The organism is Roseicella aerolata (genome assembly GCF_020523605.1).
GTDB lineage: Bacteria > Pseudomonadota > Alphaproteobacteria > Acetobacterales > Acetobacteraceae > Paracraurococcus > Paracraurococcus aerolatus.
In genome coordinates this window covers 76,878-90,629 of the sequence record NZ_JAJAQI010000003.1, presented here as the reverse complement: position 1 = coordinate 90,629, position 13,752 = coordinate 76,878, and the positions used below count along the sequence as shown (strand labels likewise).

Genomic DNA, 13,752 nt, shown 5'->3' with positions numbered 1-13,752 from the left:
GATGGGCGCCGCGCCCTATGGCGCGTAGCCAGCATCCGCGGTTCGCCATCAGTCCCGCGCCGGGCCGAATTCCGCGTCACGGTGGACATGGACGGACATCAGCAGCCCGAAGCCCAGCATGGTGGTCAGCATGGCCGACCCGCCATGCGAGATCAGCGGCAGCGGCACCCCGCCGACCGGGATGGATCCCGTCACCATGGCGATGTTGACGAAGATGTAGAGGAACATGTTGGTGCCGAGGCCGACGGCCAGCAGCCGGCCGAACTGGTGCCGGCAGCGGAAGGCGACGAGGTAGCAGAACAGCACCACCAGGGCGAGCAGCCCGAGCACCGACAGCGCGCCCACCAGCCCGAATTCCTCGGCGATCATGGTGAAGATGAAGTCGGTCTGCTTCTCCGGCAGGAAGTTCAGGTGCCCCTGCGTCCCCTGCAGGAATCCCTTGCCCCAGATCCCGCCCGAGCCGAGCGCGATCTTCGACTGGATGATGTTGTAGCCCGCGCCGAGCGGATCGCTCTCCGGATCGAGGAAGGTGGTGATCCGGGCCTTCTGGTAGTCGTGCAGGTGGGTGTAGGCGATCGGCGCCGCCGTGCCGACCGCGGCCAGGAGAAGGGCGAATTTCCACAGCCGCATGCCGGCGGCGAAGAAGACCGCGCCGCCGATCATGGCGGTGATCAGCGCCGTGCCGAGATTGGGCTGCTTCAGGATCAGCCCGACGGGCAGCAGCACCATGATCGCGGGCGGGAGGAGGAAGAGCAGGTTGCCGACGCGCTCCCAGCTCGCCCGCTGGAACCAGGCGGCGAGGCCGAGCGCCAGCATGATCTTCATCAGCTCGGAAGGCTGGAGCTGCAGCGGCCCGATATCGATCCAGCGCTGCGCCCCCTTGCCGATATTGCCGTGCAGCAGCACCAGCACCAGCAGCCCGACGCCGATCGCATAGCCCAGCCAGGCCAGCTTCGCGATCACCCGGATGTCGATGACGGCGATGGAGAGCATCAGCACCAGGCCGAAGCCGAAGCGCAGCGCATGCTTGGCCGCATAGGCCTCCGGCCCGCCGCCGGCCGAGTAGAGCGCGACATAGCCGACCGCGGCGACCGCGCTCAGCAGCAGCACGAAGAGCCAGGGGATGCGCCAGAATTTCTGCAGCAGGCCGTGGCCGCGGTCGCGCGTCAGCAGCCGCCGCTCGAAGGTCGCGCTCATGGCCGCGGTCCCTCGGCGACCCGCTGGCCGGGGGCGGCCGGCGGCGTGCGGAAGCGGTTGAACACCTCGACCAGCGTGTCCCGTGCCAGCGGCGCCGCGGCACCGGAGCCGCTCATGCCGTGCTCCACCACCACGCTCACGGCATAGACCGGGTTGTCATAGGGCGCGAAGGCCACGAACAGGGCATGCGGCCGCCATTCCCGCGGCAGGCTCTCGGTCTTGAAGCCGCGCTCGCGCTGTTCCCGGCTGATGCGGCGGACCTGCACCGAGCCGGTCTTCCCCGCCATGACGCCGAGGCTGCCCGGCAGGCGGCTGGCCAGCGCGGTGCCGCCCGGCTCGTTCACCACCGCCCACATGCCCTCCCGCATCAGCCGCAGGTCGCGCTCGGGGATGCCGAGGCTCGGCCAGTCCTCCGGCTTCGTGCCGCGCACCGGCCGGCCGCCGATGCTGCGCGTCAGGTGCGGCTGCACCGCCCGCCCGGTCGCCAGCCGCGCCGCCATGGTGGCAAGCTGCAGGGGGGTGACCTGGTAGAAGCCCTGGCCGATGCCGTGGACGATGGTGTCGCCGAGGTTCCAGGGCTTGCCCTGGGCCTGCCGCCAGCCCCGCGTCGGCACCAGCCCCTTCTTCGTCCCCGGCAGCTCGATATCCAGCTCGACGCCGAGGCCGAAGCGGCTGGCCATGGCGGCGATGCGGTCGATGCCGACGCGCTTGGCGACCTCGTAGAAATAGACGTCGCAGGAGACCTTGATGCCGGCCCGCATGTCCACGCTGCCATGGCCGTGCTTCTGCCAGCAATGGAAGCGGGTATCGCCGAGATCCAGGTAGCCCGGGCAGTAGACTCGGTCGGCCGGCGTCACCGCCTTCGCCTCCAGCCCGGCCAGCGCCACGATCATCTTGAAGGTGGAGCCCGGGGCGTAGAGCCCGTTGGTCGCCTTGTTGATCAGCGGCGTCGCGCGGTTGCGCGTCCACTCCCGCCATTGCTGGGCGGAGACGCCGGCATTGAAGATGTTCGGGTCGAAGGAGGGCTGGGAGGCCATGGCCAGCACCTCCCCGTTCCGGGCGTCCAGCACGACGATGCTGGTGCCCTCCTCGATCCTGCCGCGCAGCGCCTTCTGCAGCTCGGCATCGACCGAGAGCTGGACATCCTGGCCCGGAATGCCCTCCCGCCGGTCCAGCTCCCGGATCACTCGGCCGACCGCATTCACCTCCAGCTGCACCGCCCCGGCCCGGCCGCGCAGCGCCAGGTCGTGATGCTTCTCGATCCCCGCACGGCCGACGCGGATGCCGGGCAGTTCGAGCAGCGGGTCGCCATCCATGTCGCGCTCCGCCGGCGGGGCGACATAGCCGACCATATGGGCGAGGTGCTCGTTCTCGGGGTAGAGCCGCGTCTGGCCGACATCGATGATGATGCCGGGCAGGTCGGGGGCATTCACCTCGATCCGGGCCATTTCCTCCCAGGCCAGGAATTCCCGCACCGTGACCGGCACGAAGCGGCGGCGGCGGCGCACGTCCCGTTCGATCCGCGCCCGTTCATGGTCCTGCAGCGGCACGATGCGGGAGAAGGTCTCCAGCGTCGCGCCCACATCCTGGGTCTGCTCGGCCACCAGCAGGGCGCGCCAGTTCAGCCTGTTGCCCGCGATGACCCGGCCGTTGCGGTCCAGCACCTGGCCGCGCGGCGGCGGGATCAGCCGGGCGGAGACGCGGTTCTCCTCGGCCAGCGTGCGGTAGCGATCCCCCTCCTCCGACTGCAGCCGCCAGAGCCGCGTGCCGAGGAAGCCAAAGAGCGCGAGCTGCCCCATGCCGAGGGCGAGGGCCCGCCGCGTGAAGACGCTGCGGCGCTGCTCTTCCTCCCTGCGGACGCCCCTGCCCAGACTCATGGCGCGCTCTCCGCGCGACGGCTCATGGCGCGCCCTCCGCGCGACGGCTCATGGCGCCGCCTCCGCCCGCAGCATCGCCTCATGCACCCGGGTGAGCATCCAGGCGAGCCCGGGATAGAGGCCGGCGGTCAGCAGTGCCTGCCAGAAGCCGGGCGGCACCGGCAGGAAGCGCCAGAGAAGCAGCGCCTGCAGCGCCCCGCCGAGCAGCGCGGCCCCGGCGGTGAAGCCGCAGAAGACCAGCCAGACCACCAGGAAGGACTGCTTCACCAGGAAGCGGCGCCAGCGCGCCGCCAGCCCGTGCGTGACCAGAAGCACCAGCACGCCGGCGCCGGGCGGCGCCGCGGTCAGCAGGTCCTGCAGCAGGCCGAGTCCGAAGACCGCCGGCGGCGGCAGCGCGGCCGGGCGGAAGACCGACCAGAAGAAGACGCAGGGCAGCGCGACCGCCGGCACCAGCCCGAACAGCCCGACCGGCACGGCGGCGAGCACGAGCAGGATCGCGGTCAGCCCGGTCGGCAGGGCGGCGCGCGCCAGCGCGTCGGCCTGCCGCAGCAGGCCGGAAGCGGGTGCCGGCCTTCCCTTCATGCGGGCTCCCTGGTTCCGGTCACGGCGTCCATGGCGAAGCATGGGACACCTCGTCTGCAGGCGTTCAACGCCTGGATCGCGGCTCCGGCCGCGCCACCGCTTCCGGCGGCAGGATGCCGGAGAGGCCGTAATCGAACAGGCGCAGCACATCCAGCCGGTCGAGCCGGGCAAAGAGCTCCACCTCGGCGGCGCCGGACTCGCTCCAGCGCACCACCCCGACCGGCAGGCCCGCCGGGAAGGCATTCGCCTCCGCGCTGGTGACGACGCGGTCGCCCTCCTGCGGCTGGGTGCCGGCCGGCCAGTATTGCAGCCGCGGCCGGGCGCCGTTGGTGCCGGCCATCACGGCCCGCGCCCGGCTGCCCTCCAGCACCACCGGGATGCGGCTGTTCATGTCGGTCGCCAGCATGACGCGGGCGGAGCGGGCGCCGACCTCCGTCACCCGGCCCGCCAGGCCGCGGTCATCCAGTGCGACCTGGCCCTTGCGGACGGGGTGGTGCGGGCCGGCGGCCAGCAGCACGGCGCGGGCATAGGTGCCGCCGCCATCGGCGACGACCCGGGCGGTGGTGAAGGCGGGCGCCGCTTCCGGCACGAAGGCGAGCTGGCGGCGCAGCATGGCGTTCTCCGCCTCCAGCGCCAGCGCCGCCGCCTGCCAGCGGTGCAGCCGCTCGTTCTCCGCGCGCAGCCGGGCATTCTCGCTGCGCATGTTCAACAGCATGCCGGCTTCCCGGAAACTGTCCCGCGTCGCCGCCACAGGCTGCTGCAGCACGCCCCAGATCGGGGTCAGGGCATCGGCCAGCGCCATCCGCGCCCGCTCCGCCAGCAGGGCATCCGCCTTGCCGAGCAGCATGGTGCCGAAGGCCGCGGCGATCAGCACGGGAAGCGACAGCCGCGAAAGAGCCTGCCGGAGCGGAACGCTGAGACGGATCACGGCTCCTCCGTGGGCGCCAGCTCAGTTGCCCATCAATACATGGAACTCAGCACCTGGCGAAGCCGCTTCATCTCCTCCAGCGCGCGGCCGGTGCCGAGCGCCACACAGGACAGCGCCTCCTCCGCCACCACCACCGGCAGGCCGGTGGCGTCGCGCAGCACCTCGTCCAGCCGGTGCAGCAGGGCGCCGCCGCCGGTCAGCACGATGCCCTTGTCCACGATGTCGGCGGCGAGCTCGGGCGGGGTGTTCTCCAGCGCCACCTTCACCGCCTCGACGATCTGCCCGACCGGCTCGGCCAGGCTTTCCGAGACCTGGCGCTGGCTGACCACCACCTCGCGCGGGACGCCGTTCATCAGGTCCCGGCCCTTCACCTCGGTCAGCGGGCCTTCCTCGCCGTCATCGGGAATGGTGGCGGCGCCGATCTCCATCTTGATCCGCTCGGCGCTGCTCTCGCCGATCAGCAGGTTGAAGTGGCGGCGGATGTAGCTGATGATCGCCTCATCCATCTTGTCGCCGCCGACCCGGACGCTGCGGGCATAGACGATGCCGCCCAGCGAGATGACGGCGACCTCGGTGGTGCCGCCGCCGATATCGACCACCATGGACCCGCTGGGTTCCGTCACCGGCAGGCCGGCGCCGATGGCCGCGGCCATCGGCTCCTCGATCAGCAGCACGCGCCGTGCGCCCGCGCTCTCGGCGCTCTCCTGGATCGCCCGGCGCTCCACCGCCGTGGAGCCCGAGGGGACGCAGACGATGATCATGGGCGAGGCGAAGCTGCGCCGGTTGTGCACCTTGCGGATGAAATGCTTGATCATCTCCTCCGCCACCTCGAAATCGGCGATGACGCCGTCGCGCAGCGGGCGGATGGCGGCGATGTTCCCGGGCGTGCGGCCGAGCATCATCTTCGCCTCCTCGCCCACCGCCAGCACCTGCTTGCGGCCGCGATGGTCGGCGATGGCGACCACGCTCGGCTCGTTCAGCACGATGCCCCGACCCTTCACATAGACCAGCGTGTTCGCGGTCCCGAGGTCGATGGCCATGTCGGCCGAGAGAAAGCCGAACAGGCGAGAGAACATGCGAAGGAAACCTTCCACTCAGATGTCATGGCCCGCGGCGCCGGCGCGGCCCTCCGGACGGGGCGGGGCCCCCGATCACGATTGCGGGGGGTCGGGCTGCGGCGTTGGCTTACCCCCCCGCCGGCCCGGGCTCAAGCCTTCTGTCCACGGACCGACCGAAACCCCGCCGGGGCCTCTGCCACTCCCGTGCGCAACCGGACCGTAACGCTCCGCGTTGATCGGGTCCCCTCTCGAGAGGAGACGACAGATGCGGAAATTAGGCCTCGGCCTGTTGACCCTCGCCGCCCTCGGCCTCGGCGCCTGCGGCTACTCCACCGGCGACCGGGCGGTCTCGGGCGGCCTGCTGGGCGCGGGCGCCGGCGCGGGCATCGGCGCGCTGACCGGCGGCAGCGTCGGCACCGGCGCGCTGCTCGGTGGCGCGGCAGGTGCCGCGGGCGGCGCGCTGACCAGCGGGCGGGACGTCAATCTCGGCCGGCCGGCCTGGCGGTAGCCTGCCCCGGACAGGGCCGGCGACGTCCGGAGCGAAAGGCCATCAGGGCCTGACGCCCTTCGCCCGCGCCCTGCCTGACGCAAACGCCGCCCGGGTGAACCCACCCGGGCGGCGCGATCGCTCGTTCGAACCATGGGGCTGACCGCCCTGCGCATCAGTATGCGCGCAGGACGGCCCGGTCAGGCGCGGGGCCGGCGGCGCTTTGCCTCCTCCCCGCCCTTTGCCGCCTGCAGCGGCAGGATGCGGATATGTGCGTCCTCCTCCTCGGCCGGCCGCTGCGCCGCGGCGGCGAAGCGGTTGGCGGCCCAGGGCGCGACCTCGAACTGCGTCTCCCGGTCCATGACCCGGATGCGGCCGATCTCCTGCCGGGTGACATGCCCGCGGCGGCAGAGGAAGGGCAGGACCCAGCGCGGATCGGCATTGCCGTTGCTGCGGCCGAGATTCATCCGGAACCAGACTCCGTCCTGGCCCGCCGCCCCGCGCGGCTGGCGCGGCGCGGCGGGCGCGCGCTCCGCCGGCGCAGCGAGTTCCTCGGGTGCCGGCAGCGGCGCGCGCAGCGCCTGGATCAGCGCGGCGGCGACGGCCTCCGGCGCGCGGTCCTCCAGCAGCTTGCGGGCCAGCGCCAGGTCGCCATCCGAAGCCTCCTCCCCCGTGGTCTCCATGGCCTGGGCCAGGATGCGGGTATCGTCCTGGGCGCGGATCGCCTCGGCCGAAGGCGCCGGGGCCCAGGTCGCGCGGACCCGCGCCTCGGTCAGCAGGCGCTCCGCCGCGCGGCGGCGGTTGTGCGGCACCAGCAGCACACTGGTGCCCTTGCGGCCGGCGCGGCCGGTGCGGCCGGAGCGGTGCAGCAGCGTCTCCGGGTCGTTCGGCAGTTCGGCATGGATGACCAGGCCGAGATCCGGCAGGTCGATGCCGCGCGCCGCGACATCGGTCGCGACGCAGACCCGGGCGCGGCCGTCCCGCAGGCCCTGGAGCGCACGGTTGCGCTCGGCCTGGGACAGTTCGCCGGAGAGCGCCACGGCGGCGAAGCCGCGCTCCGCCAGGTTGCCGTGCAGCCGGGCGACCGTCGCGCGGGTGCGGCAGAAGACCATGGCCGCGCGCGCCTCGAAGAAGCGCAGCGCATTGACCACCGCGCGCTCGGTCTCATGCGGGGCGATCAGCAGGGCCTGGTAGTCGATGTCGCCATGCTGGGACCCCTCGTCGCCGGCGGAGATGCGCAGCGCGTCGCGCTGGTACTGCTTCGCCAGTTGCGCGATGCCCTTGGGCACCGTCGCGGAGAACAGCAGCGTCCGGCGCTCCGCCGGCGTCGTCTCCAGGATCGCTTCCAGTTCCTCGCGGAAGCCCATGTCGAGCATCTCATCCGCCTCATCCAGCACCACGGCGCGAATGGCGGAGGGGTCGAGATTGCCGCGTTCCAGATGGTCGCGCAGGCGGCCGGGCGTGCCGGCGACGATATGGGCGCCACGGGCGAGCGCCCGGCGCTCCGCCACCGGGTCGGTGCCGCCGACGCCGGAGACGACGCGGCCGCCGGCCGGGGCGTAGAGCCAGGCGAGTTCCGACTGCACCTGCAGGGCCAGTTCACGCGTCGGGGCTACCACCAGCGCCAGCGGCGCGCCGGGCGGCGGCAGGCGCTCGGCCTCGCCCAGCAGCTCGGCCGCCATGGCGAGGCCGAAGGCGACGGTCTTGCCGGAGCCGGTCTGGGCGGAGACGAGCAGGTCGCGGCCCACGGCATCCGGCTGCAGGACGGCCGCCTGCACGGGGGTAGGCTCGGCATAGCCGCGCTCGGTCAGCGCGGCGAGGAGCGGGGCAGGAAGGGAGGGGAAAGGCATTGATGCGATACTCGGGTCGGGGCGACTCCGCGCCCCGCCGAGCGGCGGGTGGAGGCGCACAGGGGGTGGCCGGCTCGGGACCGGCCTGCAGGGGGTCGGTGGTCCGCCCGTGCCCCGGGGCGGGCAGGGCGGGCCGTGCCGGAGCGTCCCGACGCCGCCCATGGCGGCGTCGGGACGCTCCGGCCTTCGTTCATGGAGCAGAGTGACACCGCCGGGCGCTTCCGCCCCGCGGCGATCTGCTCCTGTCTCATGGAGCAGCGTCTCGCCTCCGGGCGGGTCGGCCCTGCGGCGATCTGCTCTCAGGCCACCAGCTTCGCGCGGCGCTGCTGGCGCAGGACATCCTCGATCCAGCGGTCCAGCCGCTCGGTCTCGGCCACCGCCTCCTCCCGCGCGACATAGGCCTGCGGGAAGCGCAGCGAGAGCCAGCGCCAAGCGACCAGGCGCTTGTGGGTCTTCTCGGCCCGCTCCAGCTCATCCCGGCTGGCGCGCTCCGGCGCCGGCAGGCGGCCGGCATTGGGCGGCGGGACCGGGCGGCCGGCGCCATGCTCGATGGCCCAGCGGGCCAGGCGGGCGACGCCATTGTCGCGCTCATCCACCGGGCAGAGCGCATAGGTCCAGCGCTGCAGCAGGTCCAGCCCGCCGACGCCGTCGATGGCGCCCGCCACGGCCATGGCCTGGGTCAGGTCGGCCAGGCGGTAGTTCGGATCATCCGGCCGCAGCACCGCGCGCTTGATGCGCGCCAGCACGCCGAACAGGCTGTCCGAGCCGATCTCCTGGGCGACATTGGCGATGATGTCGGCATCCGGCTGCACCAGCGGGCGCGGGTCCTCCGGCGGCACCGGCGGCGCCTCCAGCATCATGCGCACGAATTCCGGGCTGCCGGCGCCGGCCAGCACCGCCACCACGCCCTCCTCGAAGCGGCCGAAGCGGCCGGCGCGGCCGCCGATCTGCTTCACCTCCTGCGCATGCAGCTCGCGGCGCTCCTCGCCGTCGAATTTGCGCAGCGTCGAGAAGATGACGCGGCGGATCGGCAGGTTGAGCCCCATGCCGATGGCATCCGTCGCCACCAGGATGTCCGCATCGCCCTCCCGGAAGCGGGCCGCCTCGGCACGCCGCACCTCGGGGCTGAGGGCGCCATAGACCACCGCCACGCGCTTGCCACGGCGGACCAGCTCGGCCCGCAGGTCCAGCACCTCCCGGCGGGAGAAGGCGACCAGCGCATCGCCCGGCCGCAGGTCGCCGAGGCCGACCGCGGCCTTCGCCGCGATCAGCGGGCTCTTGCGCTGCAGGCTGACCTCCTCGAGCGGGTCGCCGCAGAGCTCGGCGATGCGCCGCACCTGGGTCGCGCCCTCCGGCGCGCCGAGGACGAAGACATGCCGGGCCGGGGCGCCCATGATGGCGGCGGTCCAGGCGGCGCCGCGGTCGCGGTCGGCCAGCATCTGGATCTCATCGACCACCGCCACATCCACCGGCAGGTGGAAGGGGCACATCTCGACGGTGGCGGCCAGGTGCCGGGCACCGGGAACCGGGATCCGCTCCTCCCCGGTGGAGAGGGAGGCCGGGACGCCACGGCTGCCGAGCGCATCGCGGAACTCATGCGCCAGCAGCCGCAGCGGGGCCAGCGCCATGCCGTTATCGGCCTTGGCCAGGGCATCCAGCGCGGTATGGCTCTTGCCCGAATTGGTCGGGCCTGTGACCAGCGTGATCCGCCGGTTCAGCGCGCGGGCGGTGGCGAAATGGCCGGCATAGCGGTCGAGCGCCGCGACCCGGGCGATGGCGGCGACCGCCCCCTTGCCCAGCTTCAGCGCCGGCGCGGCCGGGCCGCCCCGCTTCTTCGCCTCGACCGCCGCCTTGTCGGCCTCCCGCCATTGCGGGACCACGGTGCGCAACGGCGCCAGCTCGGCCGGGTCGAATTCCCACTTCTCCCGCCCACCCCGTTGCGGGATGCGGCGGGCGACCGGGATGAGGCCGGCGGCGATCCAGCGCAGCGCCTCCCGCTCGCCGCAGGCGAGCAGGTCGGGCACCTCGCGGAACTCGACCAGGCTCTTCTCCCAGGCGCGCAGCCGCGCGACCTCCTCCCGGCGCTTGGCCCGGGCGGCGGTCTCGGCCTCCCGTACCTCGCGGCGCCGGCGGGCCTCGCGGGCGCCGACCTCATCGAGGAAGGGCAGGGAGTCGTCGCCGGTCAGGCCGAAGGCGGCCGCGACCTCCCGCGCCAGGGTCGCATGGCGGTCGGCCGAAAGGCCGGCATTGCCGGACTCGGTCAGCTCCGCCACCACCGCCTCCAGCGCCGCCTCGGGCGTCGGGCCGAGTGCACGGAAGCGGTTGGCGAGCGCCTGGTCCAGCGCGGCCAGCAGGGTCTCATCGGCCGGGACCAGCTCGGTCACGGTGCCGACGGCGGTCTCGTTATCCGCCCGGCGGACCCAGACGCGGCCGGCGCGGTTGGCGAGGTCGTTGAGCCGGGCGATCCAGCCGCGGCGGCGCACCTCGCAGAGCGCGGTCCGGACGGCGTCGGCATCGGCCGGCATCCGCCGCTCCACGCGGCGGATCAGCGCGGGCATCTCCCGCGCCTCGACCTCCAGGCCGGCGGCCAGGATCGCCGCCTCGGCCGGCGAGACGCCGCGCCGCAGATCGGCCTCCGGCAGGTCGACCGGGTCGAAGGGGACATCATAGGGTGTGGTCAAAGCAGTACTCTCCGCGACCCTCGCGGGGGTCGCGCCATGGAACAGGCCAGATGGGCTGCCGGATGCAAGCCGTGGGCCGTTCGATGGCCTTTTAGGCGTTCCGGGGGCGCGATGACACCCCTGCCGGCGGCATGCCTTATATGGGAGCGACGCAGGCCGTTGCCAGGGAAAGCGTCACCCTCCATGCTGCATGGCAGCAAAAAACGGGGCGGCAGCACGCGTGACCCATGAGACGAGGCCGCCGGCACCGGCGCCGGCCGCCGCCACGGCCACCACCCCTGCCACCCCGGCCTACCCTGCCCAGCGCATCCTCCTCGGCATCGTCTTCATGTGCCTCTCGGGGCTGCTCTTCCCGGTCATGGGCGGCTTCGCCAAGATCCTGGGTGCCGACTATTCCAGCCTGCAGGTCTCCTGGGCCCGGGCCTTCGGCCATATCGTCTTCCTGCTGGCGCTGTTCCTGCCGCGCTACGGCCTGGGCATCCTGCGCACCAGGCGGCCCGGGGTGCAGCTGCTGCGCTCCTGCATGCTGTTCACCTCCAATCTCTGCCATTTCTTCGCCATCACCTTCATCCCGATCGCCAAGGCGGCCGCCATCAGCCTGACCGCGCCGCTGATCGTGGCGCTGCTGGCCTGGCCGATGCTGGGGGAACGGACGACACCGGGCCGGGTGGCGGCGCTGGCCTGCGGCTTCCTTGGCGTGCTGATCGTGATCCGGCCGGGCTCGGAGGTCTTCCACTGGGCCTCGCTCCTCGTGCTCGGCAGCGCGACCTGCTACGCGATCTACCAGATCCTCACGCGCCGCATCGCCGGGGTGGATTCGCCCGAGACCTCGACGGTCTACAGCTCGGTCATCGGCGCCTTCGGGATGCTGCTGGTCCTGCCCTTCGTCTGGATCACGCCGGGCAGCCTGTTCGACATCGCGCTGTTCTGCGGCCTCGGCATCCTCGGGGCGCTCGGGCATTGGTGCGTGGCGAAGGCGCTGGGCTATGCGCCGGCCAATATCGTCTCCCCCTTCCAGTACTTCCAGCTCATCGGCTCGGTCGCGGTGGGCTGGCTGTTCTTCCGGGACTGGCCGGATGCCGGCGTCTGGCTCGGCGCCGCCGTGATCATGGCGGCGGGGCTGTGGATCGGCTGGAGCCAGACCAGGAAGAAGCCGGGCGCCTGATCCTTGGGGCAGGACAGGCTGACGCCTGTCCTGCCCCAGAAGCGGGCGGCCCTTCGGGCCTTGGCTGCGCAGCACCGGCCGCGGCGCGCCTTCCTCGGCCGCAGCTCGGGACGTCACGCGCCAGGCATGGGAAGCCTCCCGACCGGCGGACCACCGGCCGCCAGGGCCGGGTCCTGGCCTTGGCCGCCCCTGCCCGTACCGTGCGCCGCGTCACAGATTTTAGCGCCCCGGCCGCATAAAAGAGACGGCGTTGCCGACTTGCCTGTTTTCAGCCCGCTCCCGGAACGCGGCATTCAGAAGGCCGCGATGGAGGATACCATGGCACGCAGCACCGCATTCCAGTCCCTCGCCTTCCTCGGCGCCCTCGCTGCCGCCCCGGCAGCCGCCCTCGCCCAGGCCCCGCTCGATGGCGGCAGCCTGCCGGTCCGGGCCGGCAATGTCATCGGCGGCGGCAGCGCCAGCCTCAGCGGTGGCGGCGACGACCGGACCATCACCTATGGCGGTGGCGGCGCCGGCGGCGGCGCCACCCAGGAGCAGCCCGGCCGGGTCGCCACCTTCGGCGGCAATAATGGCGGGAGCCCGTACTGGATCTACGGCGCGCCCGCCCCGGGCGGCATGGGCCGCGAGGCCTGGCTGCTCGGCGGGGGCGAGGACGCCCAGGTGATGTACACCAGCCCCAGGGGCATGGGCCGGCGCTGACCGCGCCGCGCCCGGACCGCCTGGCCCCACGCCAGCGGATGGGCCTTCATACCTGAACGCCCATCCGCTGAAGCTTTTCGGTGTCCGGGCAGGGTCACGCGCCCGGTCGTCCACGGCCTCCCGCGATCTGCTCCGGGCGGACGGCCCGACGGTCAGCGCCCTGCGGGCCCCTGGCCGCCCGCCGCCGGCAACTCCTGCAGGAGCATCCGGAGGTCCTCGCTCATCAGCGCGATGCTGGCCTCCAGCAGGTCGAGCATCGCATCCCGCGCCTCCAGCTCCTCGACCGTATAGGTGCCGCCCGGCCCGAACAGCAGCGCGGCCCGGCTGCGCTCCGTCTCCGAGCCCGGCTCCCCGAGCAGTTCGGCGGCGCGCCAGGCCGCGACCACCGTCTCGGCGATGCTGGGCCGGCCGGCCTCGCCGCCCGGCCGCCGCGTCAGGTAGCGCCAGACCGTTGCGGGGAAGAGTTCGGACCGGGCCGGCTGCTCCCGGACATCGCGCAGCAGATTGCGTTCGGTGCGCAGTTTCCCGCTGGCCGAGCCGACCAGCAGGGCCGTCGCCACCGAGGCCTCGCCGAGGCCGCCCACCATCGCCACGACATCGGCGCTGCCGCTGCCGGCGACCGAGAGGCCGCCGGACAGCGCCGCCGTGAGGGCGCCGACCATGATGCTGGCGATGCCCAGCCGGCGCGCCCGCCGGTTCTCGATGCCCTGCAGGCGCACCCGGAGCTGGTCGCCCCGCTCCCCCTCGCAGTCGATCGCCGCCAGCATGCCGGAGACGTCCAGCATCGCCAGCATGATCCGGTCCATCACCGCCTGGCGCAGATGCAGGAGGCGGAGTTGCGCGGCCGTGCCGCGGCGCCCCTCTGCCTCCAGCGCCGCCAGGTGCAGCAGGGGCTCGCCGGCGCCGATGGCATCGGCGACCTCGGCCGCGGCGCGCGGAACGCCCAGCCCGACCAGGCGGTCGATATCGCCGCTGGCCATCGCGGGCGGCGGCTCCCGGCGCGCGCCCATGCGCGGCGCGCAGAGAAGCTCGCCGTGGCTCTGCGCGGATGGCGCGCCCTCTCTGGCCGCCGACCCGGCGCAGCCGCCGCCCAGCAGCGCCGCGAGGAGGAGGATGGCGGGTAGCCGGAGGAGCGCGGCCCCTACCCTGCCGCGCATCAGGGCAGGCCGCCCGGCCGGCGGGAGGGCCGGCGCCGGCCTCCCCTGCCCTTGCCGTCCTGCCGGGGCGC

Annotated in this window: 11 protein-coding genes; 3 read left to right on the top strand and 8 right to left on the bottom strand. The window is 73.2% G+C overall.

The window, feature by feature from the left end; all coding sequences use genetic code 11:
- Positions 1–48: 48 nt before the first annotated feature.
- From rodA to LHA35_RS02915, 5 genes are all read right to left on the bottom strand, one after another.
- Entirely contained in the window at positions 49–1,197 is a 1,149-nt protein-coding gene (rodA, locus tag LHA35_RS02935; protein WP_226604265.1) for a rod shape-determining protein RodA, read from the bottom strand.
- Positions 1,194–3,074 (bottom strand): penicillin-binding protein 2, encoded by a 1,881-nt coding sequence (gene mrdA / locus LHA35_RS02930; protein ID WP_226604263.1) that lies wholly within the window; start codon positions 3,072–3,074, stop codon positions 1,194–1,196. Before mrdA ends, rodA begins: the two co-directional genes overlap by 4 nt.
- A 48-nt stretch (positions 3,075–3,122) precedes the next feature.
- Positions 3,123–3,656, bottom strand: a complete 534-nt coding sequence (locus tag LHA35_RS02925) for a rod shape-determining protein MreD (protein ID WP_226604260.1) — start codon at positions 3,654–3,656, stop codon at positions 3,123–3,125.
- A 64-nt stretch (positions 3,657–3,720) separates the two neighbouring features.
- Positions 3,721–4,584: a rod shape-determining protein MreC gene (gene mreC, locus LHA35_RS02920; RefSeq protein ID WP_226604257.1), complete on the bottom strand. Its 864-nt coding sequence runs from the start codon at positions 4,582–4,584 to the stop codon at positions 3,721–3,723.
- Positions 4,585–4,616: 32 nt separating this feature from the next.
- Positions 4,617–5,660, bottom strand: coding sequence for a rod shape-determining protein (locus tag LHA35_RS02915; protein WP_226604253.1), 1,044 nt, complete (start codon positions 5,658–5,660; stop codon positions 4,617–4,619).
- Positions 5,661–5,907: 247 nt separating this feature from the next.
- Here LHA35_RS02915 and LHA35_RS02910 point away from each other — a divergent pair, with 247 nt between their 5' ends.
- The gene (locus LHA35_RS02910) at positions 5,908–6,150 is read left to right on the top strand and encodes a hypothetical protein (protein WP_226604250.1); all 243 of its coding nucleotides are present in this window, start codon (positions 5,908–5,910) and stop codon (positions 6,148–6,150) included.
- 179 nt (positions 6,151–6,329) lie between these two features.
- On the opposite strand, the gene LHA35_RS02905 is transcribed toward LHA35_RS02910, so the two are convergent.
- Complete coding sequence (locus LHA35_RS02905; RefSeq protein ID WP_226604248.1) at positions 6,330–7,979, bottom strand: DEAD/DEAH box helicase; 1,650 nt, start codon at positions 7,977–7,979, stop codon at positions 6,330–6,332.
- Positions 7,980–8,278: 299 nt separating this feature from the next.
- On the bottom strand, positions 8,279–10,621 hold the full coding sequence (locus LHA35_RS02900; protein WP_408902303.1) for a helicase-related protein: 2,343 nt from the start codon (positions 10,619–10,621) through the stop codon (positions 8,279–8,281).
- A gap of 259 nt (positions 10,622–10,880) precedes the next feature.
- On the opposite strand from LHA35_RS02900, the gene LHA35_RS02895 reads away from it, so the two are divergent.
- Positions 10,881–11,825, top strand: coding sequence for a DMT family transporter (locus LHA35_RS02895; RefSeq protein ID WP_226604247.1), 945 nt, complete (start codon positions 10,881–10,883; stop codon positions 11,823–11,825).
- A 318-nt stretch (positions 11,826–12,143) separates the two neighbouring features.
- Positions 12,144–12,524, top strand: a complete 381-nt coding sequence (locus LHA35_RS02890; protein WP_226604245.1) for a hypothetical protein — start codon at positions 12,144–12,146, stop codon at positions 12,522–12,524.
- 152 nt (positions 12,525–12,676) lie between these two features.
- On the opposite strand, the gene LHA35_RS02885 is transcribed toward LHA35_RS02890, so the two are convergent.
- Complete coding sequence (locus tag LHA35_RS02885; RefSeq protein ID WP_226604244.1) at positions 12,677–13,681, bottom strand: hypothetical protein; 1,005 nt, start codon at positions 13,679–13,681, stop codon at positions 12,677–12,679.
- Positions 13,682–13,752: the final 71 nt, after the last annotated feature.

Bases quoted from the DNA above. Each gene is read 5' to 3' on its own strand.
- rodA (WP_226604265.1), bottom strand. From the start codon at position 1,197: ATGAGCGCGACCTTCGAGCGGCGGCTGCTGACGCGCGACCGCGGCCAC.
- mrdA (WP_226604263.1), bottom strand. From the start codon at position 3,074: ATGAGTCTGGGCAGGGGCGTCCGCAGGGAGGAAGAGCAGCGCCGCAGC.
- LHA35_RS02925 (WP_226604260.1), bottom strand. From the start codon at position 3,656: ATGAAGGGAAGGCCGGCACCCGCTTCCGGCCTGCTGCGGCAGGCCGAC.
- LHA35_RS02915 (WP_226604253.1), bottom strand. From the start codon at position 5,660: ATGTTCTCTCGCCTGTTCGGCTTTCTCTCGGCCGACATGGCCATCGAC.
- LHA35_RS02910 (WP_226604250.1), top strand. From the start codon at position 5,908: ATGCGGAAATTAGGCCTCGGCCTGTTGACCCTCGCCGCCCTCGGCCTC.
- LHA35_RS02905 (WP_226604248.1), bottom strand. From the start codon at position 7,979: ATGCCTTTCCCCTCCCTTCCTGCCCCGCTCCTCGCCGCGCTGACCGAG.
- LHA35_RS02890 (WP_226604245.1), top strand. From the start codon at position 12,144: ATGGCACGCAGCACCGCATTCCAGTCCCTCGCCTTCCTCGGCGCCCTC.
- LHA35_RS02885 (WP_226604244.1), bottom strand. From the start codon at position 13,681: ATGCGCGGCAGGGTAGGGGCCGCGCTCCTCCGGCTACCCGCCATCCTC.